General features: G+C 47.6%; 8 protein-coding genes. 3 read left to right on the top strand and 5 right to left on the bottom strand.

Annotation, left to right across the window (positions count from 1 at the left end; genetic code table 11):
* Positions 1 to 10 precede the first annotated feature (10 nt).
* Together NG796_RS09420 and NG796_RS09415 are read right to left on the bottom strand one after the other, a co-directional pair.
* Positions 11 to 1,879, bottom strand: coding sequence for a protein kinase domain-containing protein (locus NG796_RS09420; protein ID WP_261206174.1), 1,869 nt, complete (start codon positions 1,877 to 1,879; stop codon positions 11 to 13).
* A 163-nt stretch (positions 1,880 to 2,042) separates the two neighbouring features.
* Complete coding sequence (locus NG796_RS09415; protein ID WP_261206173.1) at positions 2,043 to 2,174, bottom strand: hypothetical protein; 132 nt, start codon at positions 2,172 to 2,174, stop codon at positions 2,043 to 2,045.
* A gap of 362 nt (positions 2,175 to 2,536) precedes the next feature.
* On the opposite strand from NG796_RS09415, the gene NG796_RS09410 reads away from it, so the two are divergent.
* The 3 genes from NG796_RS09410 to NG796_RS09400 all read left to right on the top strand — a co-directional run bounded on the left by NG796_RS09410 (position 2,537) and on the right by NG796_RS09400 (position 10,106).
* A complete protein-coding gene (locus NG796_RS09410; RefSeq protein ID WP_261206172.1) occupies positions 2,537 to 6,769 on the top strand; it encodes an NACHT domain-containing protein in 4,233 nt (1,410 codons plus the stop codon).
* A gap of 394 nt (positions 6,770 to 7,163) precedes the next feature.
* Positions 7,164 to 8,627 carry a serine/threonine-protein kinase gene (locus NG796_RS09405; RefSeq protein WP_261206171.1) on the top strand — a complete coding sequence of 488 codons (1,464 nt, stop codon included), beginning with the start codon at positions 7,164 to 7,166 and terminating at the stop codon, positions 8,625 to 8,627.
* A gap of 189 nt (positions 8,628 to 8,816) precedes the next feature.
* Positions 8,817 to 10,106, top strand: a complete 1,290-nt coding sequence (locus NG796_RS09400; protein WP_261206169.1) for an FAD-dependent oxidoreductase — start codon at positions 8,817 to 8,819, stop codon at positions 10,104 to 10,106.
* Positions 10,107 to 10,240: 134 nt separating this feature from the next.
* On the opposite strand, the gene NG796_RS09395 is transcribed toward NG796_RS09400, so the two are convergent.
* The 3 genes from NG796_RS09395 to NG796_RS09385 form a co-directional block, all read right to left on the bottom strand.
* Positions 10,241 to 11,590, bottom strand: a complete 1,350-nt coding sequence (locus NG796_RS09395; RefSeq protein WP_261206167.1) for a GTPase family protein — start codon at positions 11,588 to 11,590, stop codon at positions 10,241 to 10,243.
* A gap of 198 nt (positions 11,591 to 11,788) precedes the next feature.
* Positions 11,789 to 13,309, bottom strand: coding sequence for a diguanylate cyclase domain-containing protein (locus NG796_RS09390; protein ID WP_261206165.1), 1,521 nt, complete (start codon positions 13,307 to 13,309; stop codon positions 11,789 to 11,791).
* Positions 13,310 to 14,336: 1,027 nt separating this feature from the next.
* The gene (locus NG796_RS09385) at positions 14,337 to 19,526 is read right to left on the bottom strand and encodes a PAS domain S-box protein (protein WP_261206163.1); all 5,190 of its coding nucleotides are present in this window, start codon (positions 19,524 to 19,526) and stop codon (positions 14,337 to 14,339) included.
* Positions 19,527 to 19,664 lie beyond the last annotated feature (138 nt).

The raw sequence follows: 19,664 nt of genomic DNA, 5'->3' as shown, positions 1-19,664 counted from the left end.
CTGCTGAAGATTATCCCCGCAACTGCCAAATTTTCACCGTGGTATCCTCAGTTCCACTGACGAGGGTATTGCCATCGGGAGTAAAAGCGACGGCATAGACGACCCCCGATCGCCCCCAGCAAGTGCGCTTTTCCTGGCCTGTTTTTACATCCCATAGCACAATGGATGTATCATCACTGCCGGAAGCGAGGGTTGCGCCATCGGGGGAAAAAGCTACGGAATTGACCCCGGTGGAATGTCCGGTAAGCGTGCCAATTTGCTGTCCCGAGGGCAGTTCCCACAACAAAATCATGCGATTCGCACAACCACTGGCGAGGAAGCGACCACAGGGAGAAATCGCGATCGCATTCACGGCCCCTGATCGTCCCCATCCCGTCTGTTTATCCTCCTGAGTCGTGGCATCCCAGAACACAATGGAAGTATCCTCACTTCCGGAGACTAATGTGCGGCGATCAGGAGAAAAAGCTACCGAGTTGACCGCAGCAGAATGACCCTCCAAAGGGCGAAATTGCCGCCAAGAAGCCGTCTCCCAGAGGGCGATCGCCCCATCAGTTCCCCCAGCAGCCAACAGTCCCCCATCCGGGGAAAAAGCCACGGATTTGACCCCCGATGGCGCTTTCAGCAGGCGCAGAATTCGCCGCAACGTCACATCCCATAAGGCGATCGCCCCCCCGCCACTACCTGCGGCCAACAGGCGGCCATCCGGGGAAAAAGCAACCGCACTGACCCCCGCAAAGGGTTCCTCGGGCCAACTGCTGCGCAGGGTGGGTAATTCTTGCCCCTCATGGAGTTGCCACCATTTAATCCCGGAACGACTGCCACTGACTAACAACTGACCATTCGCACTAATTGCCACCGCTTTGACCGGCGCACCATGTCCCCTCAAACTGCCAATTTCAGAAACCGTAACCGGAGGGGTGCTCACGCGCACCGTGGCGATCGCCCGTTGGGGAGTCGGTGCAGGCGATCGCGATTGGGGGGTGATGGTCCTACTCACTTTGGCAGGGGTGGCCTTCAACCCTTCAATGAATTCCTCAGCGGATTGATAGCGCCGTCTCACACTCCCCTCAATCGCTTTGTCTAGGACCGTGGCAAGGCGATCGCTCACTTTGTTGATGCCTAAATACTCGCGCCAAACAAAGGTACTTTCCATCGCATCATACATCTCAAACGGTTCTCGGGTCGTCAATAAGTGAATACAAGTCACCCCCAAACTGTAGATATCACTGGCAAATACGGCCTTGCCAAAGGTTTGTTCCGGGGCCGCATAACCCTTGGTGCCAATCGTTGTCCCCGTTTGATTCAGGGTGGTTCCGGTAGCATATTTCGCCGCCCCAAAATCAACTAAAACTAACTTGCGATCGTGACGACGCCGAATAATATTTTCTGGTTTGATATCCCGATGAATTACCTTACCTTTATGGACAAAATCTAAAACCGGCAATAAATCTTCCAAGAGACTAACAATTGCTGATTCAGAAAATCGCCCTTGTTCGGCAAGTTCTTCGGTTAAATTTTGTCCATCAATAAATTCCTGGACAATATATTGCCGATTTTCTTGTTCAAAATGAGCAAACAGTTCGGGAATTTGCGAATGTTTGCCCAATTGTTCCAGGCGAATTGCCTCTTGCTGAAATAATTGATTGGCCTTCTCCGCATTCTGTTGGGATTGGGGATAAAATTGCTTAACCACACATTGGGGTTTTGACGGTTTGAACTCATCCAGTGCCAATAGCGTTCTGCCGAACCCTCCCGTCCCGATGAGTTTGACCAAACGATACCGTTGTGCCAACACCAGCTTGGTACCACAGGCACGACAAAACATCGTCAGGTCAGGATTTATCGGATTCGGACAATCGGGATTCGGACAGTAACTCATCAACAAGTTTCCCAAGCGGTTATTTCTATGTTAAATCTTGGTTCGCTAATCTGAAACATCCCATATCGGCCCTAATGGGAGAGATTACCGATGGGGGTCTCAAACCACAGGTCCCCCAGACTGGCATGGTTTGCCCCTCCATTCCCACCTGTTGCGTATAAGTTTAGTCGGCTTTAGGGGAGTAAAAAGCTTTTAGGGCAAGGGTTTCATAGTTTTTAAAAGCGGCTGGGTGCGCTGAGGTTTGGGGTGATGCGATCGCCCTCTCCTGAGTCTGGACTCGGTTAGGGAATTGCACAAAGAGACTTCTCCCCTTGCCAACCCAGTCAAAACACAGGCGAGGGGACAGGAAGTCAAGTCAGGGTTTTTCAGGACAGAATAGAATAATTAAAGAAGGCTGTGCACTCATCTCCCCCACTTTCCAATCGAGTGCGGGTTACCCACCCTAGGCTAACTGGGGAAAATTGCGTTACGTTTGATGAGGGACTCCACCATAACCTCATTTACCCCCAGTCATGAGCATAGCCGCGATCGCAACCAACCACCGACCCCACTCACGACGGGTTAAGGGTTTGAAACCAGAACCCAACCCCGAACCCCTAAATAGCTATTACTGTCCCAGATAGAGGTTATTAGCCATCGCAGATCGAGGAAAAAACTATGGTAGGAATTGACGAGATCGTTCGGGCGATTCTGGCGATCGCTCGCGTTGCCACTCCCGTCATCATTAATACCGCTAGACGCAACGAATTAGTTATTAAATTACTCCAAAAATTTCAAATTGATACCGACCATCCTCCGGCAGATTTTACCGGAGTTTATCGGTATGCCTTAGTTGAATATGGCATTCAAAACCTCGATAACTTCGATTTTGACCAACTCCAACTCGTCCTCGAACTCTTCCGCCAAAACGAAATTTATCAAGGCTTTCGCAAAGCCTTCGATCGCAACGACCCTTATACCCTCCTCACCGAAGCCGAATCTTATATCGATGGCTTTGCATTGGGAGATAAAATTCGGGCAAGTCGGATTGATTATCAACGGGAGTTGGCGAAATTTAGCAGCATTTTTATGGAAATTGCCAACCGCACCCGCACTCCTGCGGAAGTCTTGGAATTTCGCAAAATTGAAGATTTGCGGTATAATACCAGCCAAATTTTAGAGCGCCTGGAAAATCTCAATGCCCTGGAAGACCTTCGCCAAGAAATTGCTAAATTAACCGCTACTGAACCTGACCCCATTCTTCCGGCTGCCGGGAAGGAACCCAAGCTTAAATCAGAATTTGCTCGGCAATTACGCAACTGGTTAGAAGCTTTATATGACTTTGAGTCTTATGATGTTCAAACCCCGACTTATTTTGAATGGATTATTAATATCCGCGCCCGTCGTGGGTTTGATCGCATTGTAGTCCGAGGCATTGAAGGAGAAGTTACGATTAGTGATGTCAATCATTTACGGCAATCTGTCGAGGTTCAAAAAGCCGATGAAGGCTGGTTAGTTGCCCCGAGACGGATTAGTCAAGCAGCGGTAGATAGTGTTGAAAATGATGATATTTTATTTTGCTACACCTTTGATGAACTCATCGACGAAGTAGCAGATTTTAGTCGATATATCGACTGGTTAGAAACCGAAGTCATGCAGCGCGACATTGAACGTTTATATGTGCCGCTTGCCTGCACCAAAGAAGAACTAGACCCGATTACTCACCAACGAATTGCCAAAAGTCGGTACGATGAACGCAACGGCTGGATCGATCGCTATATCAACCGTTGGGTGGATGATCCAGCAAAAGAACATATCTCAATTTTAGGGGAATTTGGCACGGGAAAAACCTGGTTTGCCCTTCATTATTCCTGGGAAACTGTTAAGAAATATCGCGCAGCTAAAGAAGAAGGATTACCGCGTCCTCGCCTGCCTTTAGTCATTCCCTTACGGGATTATGCCAAAGCAGTCAGCGTCGAATCCTTATTTTCAGAATTCTTCTTCCGTCAGCATGAAATTGGCTTACCCGGTTATTCTGCCTTTGAGCAATTGAATCGCATGGGGAAATTGTTATTAATTTTTGATGGCTTTGATGAAATGGCCGCCAAAGTCGATCGCCAACAAATGATTAATAACTTTTGGGAACTCGCCAAAGTGGTTGTTCCTGGTGCCAAAGTTATCCTAACTTGTAGAACAGAACATTTTCCCGAAGCTCAAGAAGGACGCGCCCTTTTAAATGCAGAATTAAAAGCTTCTACCGCCAATTTAATTGGGGCAACCCCTCAGTTTGAAGTGCTAGAAATTGAAAAGCTTAATTCCACCCAAATCCGCGATGTGATTAGCAAACGGGCCACAGCCGCCACCGTGGAAAAAGTGATGCAAAATGCCAAATTATTGGATTTGGCAAAACGTCCCGTGATGATTGAGTTGATTTTGGAAGCCCTTCCAGAAATTGAGTCAGGGAAACCCATTGATTTATCTCGAATTTACTTTTATGCCGTGCGCCGCAAGATGGAACGGGATATCAAAACCGAGCGCACTTTTACCTCAATGGCGGATAAATTATATTTCCTCTGTGAACTCTCCTGGGAAATGCTTTCCACTGACCAGATGAGTCTCAATTTCCGGGAATTTCCCAATCGTCTGCGTCGCCTGTTCAGTACCGTAGTCCAACAACAAAAAGATTTAGACCATTGGCATTATGACATGATGGCTCAAACCATGCTGATTCGTAATGCTGAAGGGGATTATACTCCCGCCCATCGCTCCCTATTAGAGTTTTTTGTTGCCTACAAATTTGCCGTAGAATTGGGCATTTTAGCCCCGGATTTTGCTGAATTTGCCGACCTCAAACACTTTCCCCCGCCGTCCGAACTCTCCCAAACCTTTGGCAAAGCACCTTTAACCCCAGCGGTGTTAAAGCTTTTATTACCCACCGTTGACCCTGGGGAAGCGACCAAAACCCGATTATTACAATTAGTTCAATCCACTCAAGGTCAATGTGAAAATGTAGCGGCATACCTGGGCGGAAATGCGGTCACCTTGCTGTTAAAACTTGACCCGAATGCTTTGGATAATAGCGACCTTCAAGATACGGTAATCCTAGGCGCTGATTTTACTTCCGCTAATTTAAGAAACGTCAATTTAGCGCAAGCTAATTTAAAACATTGTACTTTTACAACCGTATTTGGCACAGTTTTATCAGCGGCATTTAGTCCTGATGGCGAGTGGTTTGCCACGGGAGATGCCAATGGGGAAATTTATGTATGGCAAGTGGAAGGAAAACCCTTGGTTTTGTGTCAAGGACATTCTGCCGCAGTCTGGTCCGTGGCAGTCACCCCCGATGGCAAAACCCTCGTTTCGGGTAGCGATGATGGGACCGTCAAAACCTGGGATGTGCGGACGGGGAACTGTCTGAAAACCTTAGAGGGTCATAGCCATTTTGTGCGATCGCTCGCCGTCACCCCCGATGGCAAAACCCTCGTTTCTGGGAGTAACGATCGCACCGTCAAACTCTGGGATTTAGAAACCGGCCTCTGTCATACAACGTTATATGGACATGGTAGCATCATTTGGTCCGTCGCCATCACCCCCGATGGCAAAACCATCGCCTCGGGGAGTGCTGATCAAACGGTGAAACTCTGGGATGTGGAAACCGGCGTTTGTCGCAAAACCTTAGAAGGACATACGGAGTGGGTTTTATCCGTGGCAGTCACCCCCGATGGTACAACCCTCGCCTCCGGCAGTGCAGGGGGAACCATCAAACTCTGGGATTTAACTACTGGCAACTGTCAAAAAACCTTAGAGGAACAAAGTAGTTCCGTTTGGTCCTTAGTAGTCGCCCCCGATGGAAAAACCCTGATCGGAGGGAGTGCTGATGGGGCAGTCAAAGTCTGGGATATGACAAATGGGGACTGTTTACATCGATTACCCGAGCATAATAGTCGGGTAGGAACCGTTGCCATTGCTCCCGATGGCCGCACATTGGTCTCCGGCAGCGATGACGAAACGGTGAAACTGTGGGATATCGTTCGAGGAGAATCTCTCACAACATTACAAGGATATGCGAGTGCAGTTTGGTCCTTGGCGATCGCCCCCGATGGCAACACCCTCGCCTCCGGCAGTGCCGATCGCCGCGTCAAACTCTGGGATTTAACCAGCGGCGAATGTTTGAAGACTTGGCAGGGGCATCCCAGCAAAGTGCTATCGGTCGCCATTCCCCCCACCGGAGACCACCTCACAAGCCTCAGCGATGACGGCACGCTTCACCGTTGGGAAATGCAGACAGGTGAGTATCTCACAACTCAATGGAAACCCCCCAGTTCTGGGGAAGTGATGGCCTTGGCCCCAGATGGTAAAACCTTGGCCTGCGGGAGTGCGGACTGCACCGTGAAACTCTGGAATTTGCCAACGGAACAGGGGATGAAACCGTTACAAGGGCACACCAGTCGAGTCGTTTCTCTCTCTTTCTGTAGCAATAGCACAACTCTCGTATCCGGCACCGCTGATGGCACAATGAACTTGTGGGATTTCCGGACTGGCGAATGCCTGAAAAGCTTACAGGGGCAAGGCAATTACGTCTGGGCGGTGGCCGTTTCCCCGGATGGACAAACCCTCGCCTCTGGCGCAGAAGATGGCATCGTCAGTCTCTGGGATATCGAAACCGGAGACTGTCTCAAAACCTTAGACGGACATGGAAGTGCCGTGTTATCCCTGGTGTTTCATCCCGAGGGAAAAACCCTTGTTTCTGGGAGTTATGATGAAACAATTAAAGTGTGGGAGTTAGAGTCAGGAAACTGTCTACAGGCGATCGTTAATAAACCCTACGCCGGGATGAATATTACCGGGACGACGGGATTAACCGAGGCTCAAAAAGCCACTCTCAAAGCATTAGGGGCGATCGAGCAGTAGAACTCAGAAACTGGGTTTCGGTGTTTGTAAGTCTCTCAGGGAACTCAAAAAATAAAACCAGCAAAACGTTCGTAGTGACTCCTTCAGGAGTCATCTTTAAAGAAACCCCTAAAGGGGTTACTACAAACATTTGGATGATTTATTTTTTGCAATACCCTCAGCGCGAAAGTCTGGGATTTTAATAAAATATTAAGGATGTTATATCCCTGGTTCAGGTTATAGTAAAACCATGACTGCATCTACCTGGCAGATTGTTGAACTCATCCCGGCCTTGCGGAAGCGACAGAACCTCTTCCATGAGCAGGTTGCCGGTCCTCTCGGGCCGTCCTTTCAAAGGATAAACCCCTAGTGCACGATCTCTCCTTAAAAAAGCGTTAATAAATAGTGAAAAATAATGCTAATCAACAATCGCTATCGGATTATTCGTGAACTTGGGGCCGGAGGATTTGGGGACATCTTCCTCGCGGAAGATACCCGAATGCCGTCAGAACGTCCCTGCGTGGTCAAGCAACTTAAGCCTGTTACGGCCAATCCTCAAATCTTTCAACTCATCAATGAACGATTTGCACGAGAAGCAGCAATCCTAGAAGCATTAGGAGAAGGGAACCGACAAATCCCTCGGTTGTATGCCTATTTTGAAGAACAGACTAACTTTTATCTAGTCCAAGAATGGATAGAAGGGGAAACCCTGACCAATCGGGTGGCAAATCAGGGGAAAATGAGCGAAAATTTGGTCTACAAAATCCTGCTGAGTTTGCTGCCCGTATTAAAGTTTGTACATAGTCATGGGATTGTTCATCAAGATATTAACCCGGATAATATTATGTTGCGTCAGATCGATGGAATACCGATATTAATTGATTTTGGCGCGGTCAAAGAAACAATGGGAACGGTGATAAATTCCTCGGGCAAAAAGACCAGTTCGATTGTGATTGGCACTCCGGGATTTATGCCAGCAGAACAAGCAGCAGGTCGCCCGTTGTATTCTAGTGATTTGTATAGTTTGGCGTTAACGGCGATTTATTTGTTTACGGAAAAATGGCCTCAAGAATTGCCATCGGATCCACAGACGGGGGAGGTGATTTGGCGACAATATGCGCCGCGAATTAGTCCAACTTTGGCAACGGTTCTGGACAAGGCAATTCGGTATCATCCCCGCGATCGCTTTCATAGCGCTCAAGAAATGCTCGCAGCGATCGCTAACCCAGTTTCCAACGCTTCTACCTTGACTAACTTACCCTTGTCAGACAACCCCCAAGAAGCGCAATCTCCCCGTGGGAGTAACTCGCAAACGCCGCTTGTTAGTTCCCAAGATTCATCTAAAACAATCTTGATGAGTAGTGCAATTGCGGGAGGATTAATTGGTGCATCTATCCTGCTGGGGTTTGCTCTGAACAAATCTACGCCACCTCGCTCACTCTTAACAACCTTAGAAGAGCAAACTACTTCACCTTCTGCTTACCAACCTCCCGTTAGCGTACCAGAAAGCTCTCGACCCTACTGTGTAGCAGTAGATTCAAGGAAAGGCTGGCAGAAATTTAATTTGCCGCGTAGTTTTTCTCAAGTAGTCAGCACGAGCGGAGGTTGGAGTGTGGATACTCGAAACTATTCACCTGTTGGTTCTTTTGGACATAGTGGACGAGATGCTGAAGATCTCAGTCCATACAGTCAGTATAAATATGACCAGAGATTTCCTTTCGGTGCTTTATTAATGGGTAATGGGGAACATTTTTTTTGGCTCCCAGGCTCTGGATCTTTCACAGATTCGTTTAATACTGTTGAGATGCGAATCAATGATGCGGACAATTCACTGGGTGACAATGGAGGGTCTCTACAAGTGTGCTTTGGTAATCAATAAACGATGGTATCACAGCCATATAGCGATTCGGTGGACTTATCAGGTAGAGATATTTAGAGGAGTGCAAGCATCAAGCTTCGCTTTCTCTAGGACCAACTGATTGAGAACGATCTAAACACTGGCAACCTGTTAACTTAATTGGGTATAATCTGGAGGAATAAAAAGTAAGCTTTTCTCAATTTTCATCCTATGGCAGTTGCACAAAAAGCGATTATAATTGGGGCGGGTCCAGCGGGACTGTTATTGGCTCACTATTTGTTACGTCGGGGGGATCGGTATTGCGTTGAACTCTACGAACGACGTCCGGATCCGCGTCAAGGGGAGATGTCCAAAGCGCGGACTTTTCCGATTTCGCTTCAGGAACGGGGACGCAAGGCAATTCGAGCAATTCCGGGACTAGAGGAGGCGATCGCCGCTCAATCGGTCTTTTGTCAGGGAACGATGATTTATCGACCCAAGAGCAAACCGAGGCGGATTCCTCGGAAAAATAAGATTCTCTGCACCGATCGCAATGAGTTGGTGAGTATTCTATTACAAGAGTTGACCCAACGCTACAGCAGCGATCGCCTGAAAATCCAATTTGACTGTACCTGCACTCAGGTCGATGCTACGGCGAAAACGGTTTCCTTTGAGTCAAATACAGAAGAACAGTTTACCACGTCTTACGATGTGCTAATCGGAGCAGATGGTGCAAAATCCCCAGTGCGGGAATTTTTAGTGCAAAATACCGGGTTAGAGTGCGAACAGCACTATATTCCCGATGCCTATAAGTCTTTGAGTGTGAGCCGCATTAATCCCGAGAAGGGGCTAAGTGCGGAACCGGATCTCGTTCATGCCTGGACTTTGGATAATAACACCCGGTTGCTGTTAGTCCCGCAACCGGGCGATCGCTTGCAAGGAACTTTGATTTTTAATGCAGAAAATAACCCGCTAGAAGGGTTTTCAACTCCAGAAGAAGTGCTGGCGTTCTTCCAAGAAAAGTTTCCCCTTTGCGGCGAATTAATGACCCTAGAAGAAGCCGATACTGTTCTGAAACGTCAAATAGCAAGAATCCTCACAGTCCGCTGCGATCGCTTCCATGAAGGAGATAGCATTCTATTCATTGGAGATGCGGCTCATGCGGTCTCTCCTTCCATTGGTCAAGGGTGCAATTCGGCTTTAGAAGATATCTTTATTTTGGATCAGGTGTTGGACCGCTATCAAGATGATTGGAGTCAAGTTTTACCCCAATTTTCTCAGCAAAGAATTCCCGATGCTCATGCCTTGCAAGACTTATCTGATTATTCTTTTCCCCGAAATAAGCGATTAATCTTCGAGTTTTTCTTCCGCTTACAACTCGGGCGATTGTTGCATCGTTGGTTTCCCCAACAGATGAAACCTTTCGTTTTTGATTTAGTCTTAGATACAGATATAAGCTATTCAGAAGTCCTGCGTCTGAATCAAGGTTGGATTAACAAAGTTAAGCGGTCTCTGGCTTAAATTGCCTAACAAAAACACCGGGTGGAGCTTTTTGTAAAATAGGGGGGGGTTTTGGGGCCCCCGCCCCCACATCGCCGGTTAAAAAGGTCCAGAGAGTGAGAGCATTTTGCTCTTTATATAGGTCCTCCAACCCCTTAACGGTTAATACCTTTAAACCGTTCTTTAGCCAAGTTAAAAGCATCTTGCATGGCCGCTTGAATTTTATCCGGGTCGGGTTTTTTACCACCCATTAAATCACCGAAATAGACACAGGCTCCTTCACCCAGGGCCCAAGTATAGGCGGCGGCCCAGGAGGCAGCGATCGCACTGCCGAAAATGGGCACAAATTTGACTAATTCCCGCCCAATCGCCTGGGCGGCAAATCCACCGGCGATCGCACTGACGACTCCTCCGGCTTGGGACGGAGTGAGGGTCTGTCCGTAGAGTCGGCCCAATAATCCCACCAGGGAGACTTGTAACGCTGTCAAAACGGGCATGGTGGCAAAGGGCAGGGGAACCGCCGCGAGGGTGGCAGCCATGATGGAAAAGGCTAAAATATACCGTCGGGCGACATCACGATACAAAGTACCAATTTTCTCACCCGCGCCTTGGTCTAACAGTTGATAAATAGCGCTAGATTCTGCTTCTGGGAGGAGGTCGGCCAGGGCATCGCTGAGGGCCTCTAAGCCATAAAAAACCGGAGTATAACCATCTTCTTCGAGGGTAAAATCAAGGGCAACAGCGCGATCGCAAATGTCGGCAAATCCTGCTTTAATTGACTCAAACGCCCGATTCACCGAAGGATAATCCGGTGGGTAGGGGGGATGATCCTCGGTATTCGGGGGATAGACTTCATGCAAACAGGTTACCGCCAGTAAACAAGGTATGTGAGGAGAGGCGGCGCGTAACTGTTGGGCAATTTGGCGGAGGGAATCTGTGGCAAAATCGTTGATTTTTACTGTGAGAATGAGGATTTTGGCCCGACCCGTTTCTTCTTGCAAATCCTCGACCAACTCTTGGACGATCGCCGCTGTATCTTGGTTGACATCCCCGAGTCCAACGGTATCGGTAAAAATCAGTAACGGCAACTCACTAGAGGGGTAGGCATAGCGTTCGGTATGTTGGGTGTGGGGACGAAATCCTTGACCGACAATTTCCGCTGAAACCCCGGTGAGTCCCCGGACGATGGAACTTTTGCCCGCCTGGGGTTTGCCAATTAATAGGGCCTCGGTGGTGGGCAATTGGGCGCGAACTGCCGTCAAAATTTCAGCAACTCGGTCTTCGCTGACGCTGAACCAATCCTGAAAATATTGGGGTAGGCGATCGCCTAGGGCGAGTTGTTTGAGCCGGTCTGTGGCCTGATTCCAGACGTCAGAAAGGCGATCGGTCCACGATTTTGGGGCTGATTCTGCTGATTCGGGCGATTCCAAGGTGAGATTCTCCGTCGGTTCGAGGGACGGATGGGAATCGGTTCTGGGGGAATCAGTCTCGCGTTGCTCACTCATCTGTTGTATAAAAACGACGAATCGATGATGCTTGGATTAAAAACCCGCCTCCGCAGTCGGGATTTTTTCTGGGGTGAACCCGGTAACGGGTGAGACCCCAGGACTACTTTATCGCAATTTGTGCCAACTGAGAGGCATGAGTTGGAAAATGCCTGGGGAAGGCTATTCTGGGGGTTAGCGCTGACACAGATTGAGCCGTCAAGGGTCTAGGGGGAGTGCTTTGAGAATAGCCCGATCGCGCCCTTCCGATTTGGCTTCATAGAGGGCGGCATCAGCGGCAGCAATTAACAATTCGGGTCTCTCCGAGTCCGTGGGAATGGTGGTAGCGATCCCCAGACTGACGGTGACCCAAGGACTGACTTGGGAATCTAAGTGAGGGATTTGCAACTGTTTGAGGCGATCTCGAATGGTTTCAGCCACCTTAAGCGCCCCGGAACCCTGGGTATTGGGTAAAATGATAACAAACTCTTCGCCCCCATAACGAGCAAGTAAATCGGTTTTGTGGGTAACTGCACTCCCTGCGGATTGGGCCACTTGTTGCAAACAGCGATCGCCTGCTTGGTGTCCGTAGTAATCGTTATAGGATTTAAAATAGTCCAGGTCAAATAAAATTAAAGAAAGCGGATGTTTTTCCCGTTGGGCGCGATTCCATTCACAATCGAGATATTCATCAAAGCGACGGCGATTAGCGACTTGGGTTAAACTATCTAAATTAGCTAGGCGTTCTAATTCTAAATTGGCTTTTTTTAACGCAGCCTCGGTTTTTTTACGCTGAATCATTGACCCTAACTGACTGGCAACCGCTTGGAGCAATTCCAGCGATCGCCGGTCCGGTTCCATTTCATTTTTTTGAAAAAATACCAACACGGCTAACACTTCTGAGTGATCCCCCGTGGTACTATCCTGTAGCAAAATAGGAATACCAAGCATTCCTTTTAGTCCAGCGGTTGCGGCCATATCGGCCCGAGAAAACATCTCAGACTCTTCCTGAGAGGCATCAGCAATCCATTTTAAATCTTGCTCCTGCCAAATCTGGGCTGCAAATCCCCGCCCTTGAAAAATATCCTGGGTTTTGCTGTAATCATGAAATTCAGCAAGTTTGGTATCATTCCCATACCACGCCTGCCCATATACCAGTTTAGTGGCTGATTCATCAGGCATCCAAGCTTCACCAAAGTCCCAACCTAGGGTTAGACAAACTTTTTCTAAAATAATGGATAAAGCTGAGTCTATATCCACCGCTTCACTAATGGATTGGGTGGTGGTTAATAGGAGTTGTAATTGAGCATTTTTAGACTTGAGTTCTACCATCAATTCGCGCAGGCGTAATTGATGTTCAATCCGCGCCAACACTTCCACCGGCTCAAAGGGTTTTGTGATATAGTCTACTCCCCCTAAGTTAAAAGCCGTTACTTTATCAATTGCCCCATCTAAAGCACTAATAAAAATGATAGGAATTTCTTCGGTTCGGGGATCGGATTTGAGTTTTTGACACACTTCATACCCGTCCATATCTGGCATTTTAATATCTAACAAAATCAAATCTGGGGGGTTGGCTAAAACCGATTTTAATGCCATTTTTCCATTCGGAGCAACTCTAATTTTATAATTGTTTCGGCAAAGGATTTGATTCAAAAGCAAAAGGTTGACGGGGGTATCGTCAACTACTAATACATTAGCTTTGGGGTTGGGGTTGGATGCAAACCGCTGATTCATCATTGATTGAGTCACTCCTGTCTTTTGAGAATAAGGACTATTCTCCTGAATTTTTGTGAGATGTTAGGTTGAATAATTTTATTTTAATTTTCTATCCTTTCAATCTGTTTCAAAAACCGAGCCTCTCCTGCTTTCCCGGGATGGGGGGAGCAATTATTGCAAATTTGAATAATTCTAACAGGGATTCATCAAAAAATCAGGGGGTTAATTGGGGTTTTTCTTTAATGATAGCAGATTTGGGGGCTTGAAAAATCAATCAAAGTTTTTATCCCTAACTTTTCCATCCCTTTTTTTGAATCTCCGGTGCTCTACTCAAAGGTTCTACGAGTTCGCTTCAGTCATGGGAAGACAAATCGGATTTCTTCACAAGATTCGGCTAATCCGTAACCGATTAGGGTCAGAGGGTTTCTTGTCCTATTTATCTCATCCTCTCCCCCTATCCTCTATCTTAAGATAGAGGGGATATTCTCCGATTCCAGATGCCTTTCGTTAACCCGACGAAGTTTCAATGAACCCCCTCGTGAGTAGGATGAAAGGATTACACTCAGTCAGGGTTAGGGTTTGAAAGAGGCGATCGCCCCTTATTTCCCTCTTCAGCAACCGTCGCGTGATCTGAGCGCAACTGGATGATTTTCCCGGCTTTGTCAACCCTATTTTAACATTACCACTTTCCTTCCCCAAAGTCTACCCGCACTCCCTTTTGGATACCGTTTCCTTTTCTACAAGTTCACTTGAGGATTCCCCGAATATTACCCCCTTTAATCTGGGTTAAAAAGGGAGATTGAGCTAGATTGTTCTTATTCAAATGCCGCTGATTAATCAAAATCAATTGAAGCAAAGTCTAGGTTTTAAAACTCTCTACAAATTACACCATTTAGGGTGGGCTACAGGGACAAATCCTGACTTAGTCTGCGCTGGAGGAAACAGGGTTTTAACCACTAAATTGGGTATTAAAAAGGCTTGTATTATTATATCGGAACAGTTTCCTAGATAGAATAGTGGGCGAGCATCTCTTGAGATAACTTTAACTTTAAATCAGGGCCAGCAATTTTTCAAATTGATACTGATTGGCTAAAGATTGGAGGGCATCCGCTAAAGCGGCGTCTTGTAACCCCACTTGTTCGATCGCTGAAGCAATCAGTTCTAAATCCCCTTGAATCAACCCATTCCATAAATTATCAAGAAGTTCGCGGGGAATATGGGCGAGGTCCGATGGTTTCAAAGAGATGAGTTCCTCTCCGAGAACCGAAGACTCAGAGGTTCTATTGGAGTCAATTAAAGGAAGTCCTAAATGAGTGGCGATCGCTTCAAAAATATCGACTTCTCGAAAGGGTTTACGAATCAACCCATCACAACCGGCTGCCAAAATTTCTGCTTTATCAAAATGCCAACCACTCGCCGTAATAGCGACTATCGCCGGAACCGGAATTTCAGGATTATTCCGACAATAAGCTTTAATCCGACGGGTGGCTTCATACCCATCTATTTTAGGCATTCGCATATCCATCCAAATTAAATGGGGTAAAAACTGAGGCCACATTTCCAGCACTTCTTCCCCATTCAACGCTCGTTTTAGTTCAAACCCAAAAGGTTGGAGAATTTCCATCAAAAGTTGGCTATTATAATCGTGATCGTCAACTACAATCATTCGGTAGCCCGGTCGTTGGGGCGGGATAGAGCGACCCCGGGAGGAGTGATTAATTCTTAAAAGGTCACTCCCCGGTACAACCCGGACAGGAATCTCAAATTTAAAGGTTGTAATTGACCCAAACGGTGAGGGTGAGTCTAGTATCAGTTCACAAGATGACTCCCCTTCTGTATAGGATTTTCCACCGCTTTGGACGGAGATATTCCCTCCCATTAATCTAATAAATTGAGCGCTAATATTGAGTCCCAAACCGGTTCCTTCTTGGCAATACATCCCCGCTTCAGTTTGAACAAAGGGTTTAAAAAGATGTTCAAAGTACCAAGGATCAATACCGATTCCTGTATCAGAGACTTCAAAGCAAATGGTCAATTGATGTTTATCCGAACCTGAACTATTGTCGGATTCTTTTTCCAAACGGCTAACTCGTAACGATACCTCACCTTCAGCAGTAAATTTAATGGCATTTCCCAGTAAATTAATTAAGATTTGACGCAATTTTACTTCATCGGTTCTAATATATTGGGGAACATTTACCTCGGAATTCATCAGGAGAAGTAATCCTTTTTCTTTCGCTTTTAAAGAAAACATATTCTGGACATCGATTAATAACCTGTATAGGTCAAAATCATTTTCACTAAGGGTCATGGTCCCTGCCTCAATTTTGGAAAGGTCAAGGACCCGTTCAATCAGATCGAGGAGATGTTCCCCACTTTTGCGAACAATGGTGAGGTGTTCTTGCTGTTGTTGGGTGAGATTTGCACCCATACTAATCAGTTGAGAAAAGCCTAAAATAGCGGTGAGGGGCGTTCTTAATTCATGACTCATGTTGGCGAGGAAAGCACTTTTAGCCCGATTGGCTGCTTCTGCCGCATCTTTGGCCCGTTCGAGTTGCGTTTCGGCAAGTTTACGGGGGGTAATATCTTCAACGGAACCCAGGATGTGCGTAGGGATTCCTTGAGGATTGCGGGAAAAGACCACTTCTCGGGTATTCAACCACCGCCAATCGCCCTTTTTGTGCCGGAATCGGTATTCTGTAGACAGGACGTCACTATCTTGAAGTGAGAGAAAGCGAGCAGTTCCCTGGGAAAATAAAGATTGATCCTCGGGATGATACCGTTCGAGAGACCATTCAGGGGTGGCATTCCCTAGTTCAGCAGCAGAGTAGCCTAAAATATAAAGGGATTGCTGATTGAGATAAACGCTGGTGTTGGTAGAAAGGTCGCGCAAATATAAAATATGTGGAATGGCATCAGCGACTTTTTGGAGAAAATGCTGACTCGTGCTTAACGCCTCTTCGATTTGTTTGCGATCGCTGATATCCCGTCCAACTGCTTGGTATTCCAGAATCCGACCCAATTCATCAAAGATGCCGCGAGTTACCCACTGAGTCCAGCGGAGTTCTCCCCGGGCGATCGCCCGATTTTCAAAGGTTACTACTGGATTTTGAGGTGAGATTTCGTCGAGGACCTGGGCCACGGATTCCCGGTCCTCTGCTTTGATCGCCGGTTCATAGTGATGGGCGATCGCCTCGTCTTGGGTCACCCCAAAAAATCGGCAAAAGGCTTCATTGACAAAGGTGACCATGCCATCGGGCATAAATCGCACAATCAACTCAGTCTGATCCTCTAAAATCGCCCGATAGCGGGCCTCATTATGGCGCAGGACTTGTTGCACCTCAAAGCGATCGGTAATGTCAGAAAACGAAGCCACCACCGCCCTTGGACGGTCTTCTCCCCAGTGAAATAACGGTTGAGAGTTGATAGAAATCCAAGTTAAGCTACCATCGGGTTTATGCACCCCCATGACGACATTCGTACAAGGTTCCCCCGTGGCTAGGGTCACCATTGCGGGATGTTCAGGTCCCGGGAACGGAGAACCATCTTCGCGAATTGCCCGCCAGCCGATGTCTAGGGAGGTTTTTCCCATCATTTGTTCTTGAGATAACCCGAGAATCCGTTCGGCACTTGCATTACAAGTGCGAATTTCTCCGGTGGCCTCCTGTAAGACAACTCCCTCCGCCATTGCGGCAATGACCGATCGATACCGTTCTTCGCTTTCATGTAAAGCGGCTTCTGCACGCTTGCGTTCTGTGACATTCCGGACAATACAAACCACTTCGTCTACCCCGCTTTTGACAATGCGGGCTTCGTAGTGATGTATCCCATCTGATTGTTCCATTTGATGCTCATAGGTTTGCAAGGTTCCGGTTTGCACTGCCCGTTGGAACCGTTCAAACAAATTCATTTTGATGGATTCAGGGATGGGAAATTCGCGCAAATTTCTGCCAATTAGCTCTTTTGGGGGGAGATTGAAAATCTTGTCTTGACATTGGACATCCAGATAGGTTCCATCAATCCGTTGCCGGAACATCATATCAGGAATCGCATTCAAAAGGGCTTGTATCCGTTCTTCGCTTAAACGCAGGGCGGTTTCCGTTTGTTTGAGTTCCGTAATATCTGTAGAAATTCCACAGATGGCATAGAGGGTGCCATCGGGATTTTTCAGGGGAACTTTGCGGGTTAAATAGTGGTGCAATTCTTGGCTCTGTTTAATCACCCCGATATCATAAGACTGGATAATGCTGCCCGTTTCTATCACTTCTCGGTCTTTTTTTTGCACAAGGTGAGCCATTTCCGAAGAGAAAAATTTGAAATCATCAAATCCAATAATTTCTTCCTTGACTCCGCCTAGTAATTCCACCCCTAACCGATTAATATAAATATATTGACTGTTTAAATTTTTGATGTAAATGCAGGCCCCCACATTTTCCACAATGGCGGATAATGTCTGTTCGCTTTTGCGCAGAGAAACTTCAATTTCTTGGCGATCGCGGATTTCTTGCTCTAAACGTTGATTGATTTGGGCGAGTTCATCGGTGCGATCGCGCACTTGCATTTCTAAGGTGCGATTGTAATCCGCCAACAGTTGTTCGGCTTGTTTTCGTTCCGTAATATCTCGGGTAACGCCGGTAATTATCCAGCAGTTGGCGGTTTCATCCCAGCGGGAAATCAGGGTTTGTAATAACCATCGCAACTCGCCGTTTTTATGCCAAAATCGATATTCAACTTCGATCGCCTTTTCCACAAAGACCCGTTCTAAATTAACCAGAAGAGTATCTAAATCCTCCTTGGGTAACCGCGATCGCCAGAGGTCCGGTTCCGCTAACAGTTCTGACGCCGTGAATCCAACCAAAGCCGCCGCCCCAGGGGAGATATACTCATACTCCCAAGTGCGGTCTTGAGCCACCCGGATACTCGAAATCAGCACTGATACGTTCTCCAACAAGGCTTTGAGTCGTTCCTCTGATACTTGTAGTGCTGCTTGGACTTGTTTACGTTCTGTAATATCTGTAACCGTGCCGACATACCCTACGGGCCTGCCTTCTGCATCTTTTTCCACTCCCGCTTGTCCGACGACCCAAACGAGAGTACCATTGGGTCGCAGAAAGCGATACTCACAATTAAACGGAATCCCCTGCTGGACAAATTTTAACCAACTTGTTATCACGAGATCCGAGTCTTGGGGATGTAAGGTTTTCATCCACCCGAGTCCCATTGACTCTTGTTCCGATAAGCCAATCATTTCAAAACTGCGATCGTTTCCATAGAGGCAATTGCCCTGGAGATCGGTGCGAAAAATGCCGACGGGCGAAGCGTTAGCTAGTGCCGCATAGCGCTGTTTACTGTCCCGAAGGGCTTCCTCTGCCTGTTTGCGTTCGGTTATATCTAAGGCAATTCCCGTCACTCCCCAGGCATCAATCGTCGCCTCGGGTTGCACTTTAAAGGTCTGGGAAATCCAGCGCCAATTGCCATTTTTATGCTGAAATCGATACTCTAATGTGAGTTGAACTCCCCCCGTAAGTTGTGCGATCGCCGGTTGAACCACTGCGGCGCGGTCTTGGGGGTCGATGTGTGACTCCCATAAACTTGGTTGAGTTAACAATTCCATTGATGTATAACCAAAAACCGCCTCGGCACTAGGAGAACAATATTGATACTGCCAAGGATGACGATGAGAGACCTTAGCACAGTAGATCAACGTATCGGGATGTTCCAGAACCGTGGTACAAAACTTATTACAACTAAGCTGATCCGGGGCTGTAGTCTCTATCTCCTCAAAGAAGTTCGGGTTAAGACCCTCATCCCCGGCGTCGAGGCGATCGCCCCTTTCAACCACCGTCATCAGTGCGCCCGTAATTGCGCCCCGGTCATCCCAAACCGGCACCGATCGCAGTTCTAGGGCAATTTTTTCACCTTTGTGATGATGGTAGAGCGTCTCAATGGTCAGGGGTTCTCCTAAGAGCGATCGCCGCCAAGGGTGAGGACCTCCCCAGGAAGCCCTCCTCGGTTCTGGGTGGTCCTCCCCGCCCCAGTCCTCTGGCCCCAGCAACTGCTGGAAATAAGGATTGGTATAAGCGAGGTTGCCCTCGGGGTTAATCAGGGCCACCCCCACGGGCAGGGCTGCCAGAAGTTGATGAGATCGCCCTTCGCTGCCGTCCAGGGCTTCTTGATTGTGTTTCATAGCAGAATAGGGTCGAATGAGTAAGCCTGTCTCTAACTTCAATTTTGGCATTGTCTTCCCCAGTCTGGGTGGAGACTTTTGCGATTTCTTCAAACGCACCCATCAGCGATCATCGCGATGCGATCGCCTATCGTTTCCCTGCCACCCAAATGCAGCCCATAATGAACAAGGTAAAGCCCAAATAACCCC

Source organism: Laspinema sp. D2d (assembly GCF_025370755.1).
In the GTDB taxonomy this organism is placed as follows: domain Bacteria; phylum Cyanobacteriota; class Cyanobacteriia; order Cyanobacteriales; family Laspinemataceae; genus Laspinema.
Note: the sequence above shows the minus strand (reverse complement) of the source record. Positions and strands in the feature narration are given on the sequence as shown.

Bases quoted from the DNA above. Each gene is read 5' to 3' on its own strand.
- NG796_RS09420 (WP_261206174.1), bottom strand. From the start codon at position 1,879: ATGAGTTACTGTCCGAATCCCGATTGTCCGAATCCGATAAATCCTGAC.
- NG796_RS09410 (WP_261206172.1), top strand. From the start codon at position 2,537: ATGGTAGGAATTGACGAGATCGTTCGGGCGATTCTGGCGATCGCTCGC.
- NG796_RS09405 (WP_261206171.1), top strand. From the start codon at position 7,164: ATGCTAATCAACAATCGCTATCGGATTATTCGTGAACTTGGGGCCGGA.
- NG796_RS09400 (WP_261206169.1), top strand. From the start codon at position 8,817: ATGGCAGTTGCACAAAAAGCGATTATAATTGGGGCGGGTCCAGCGGGA.
- NG796_RS09395 (WP_261206167.1), bottom strand. From the start codon at position 11,590: ATGAGTGAGCAACGCGAGACTGATTCCCCCAGAACCGATTCCCATCCG.
- NG796_RS09390 (WP_261206165.1), bottom strand. From the start codon at position 13,309: ATGATGAATCAGCGGTTTGCATCCAACCCCAACCCCAAAGCTAATGTA.
- NG796_RS09385 (WP_261206163.1), bottom strand. From the start codon at position 19,526: ATGCCAAAATTGAAGTTAGAGACAGGCTTACTCATTCGACCCTATTCT.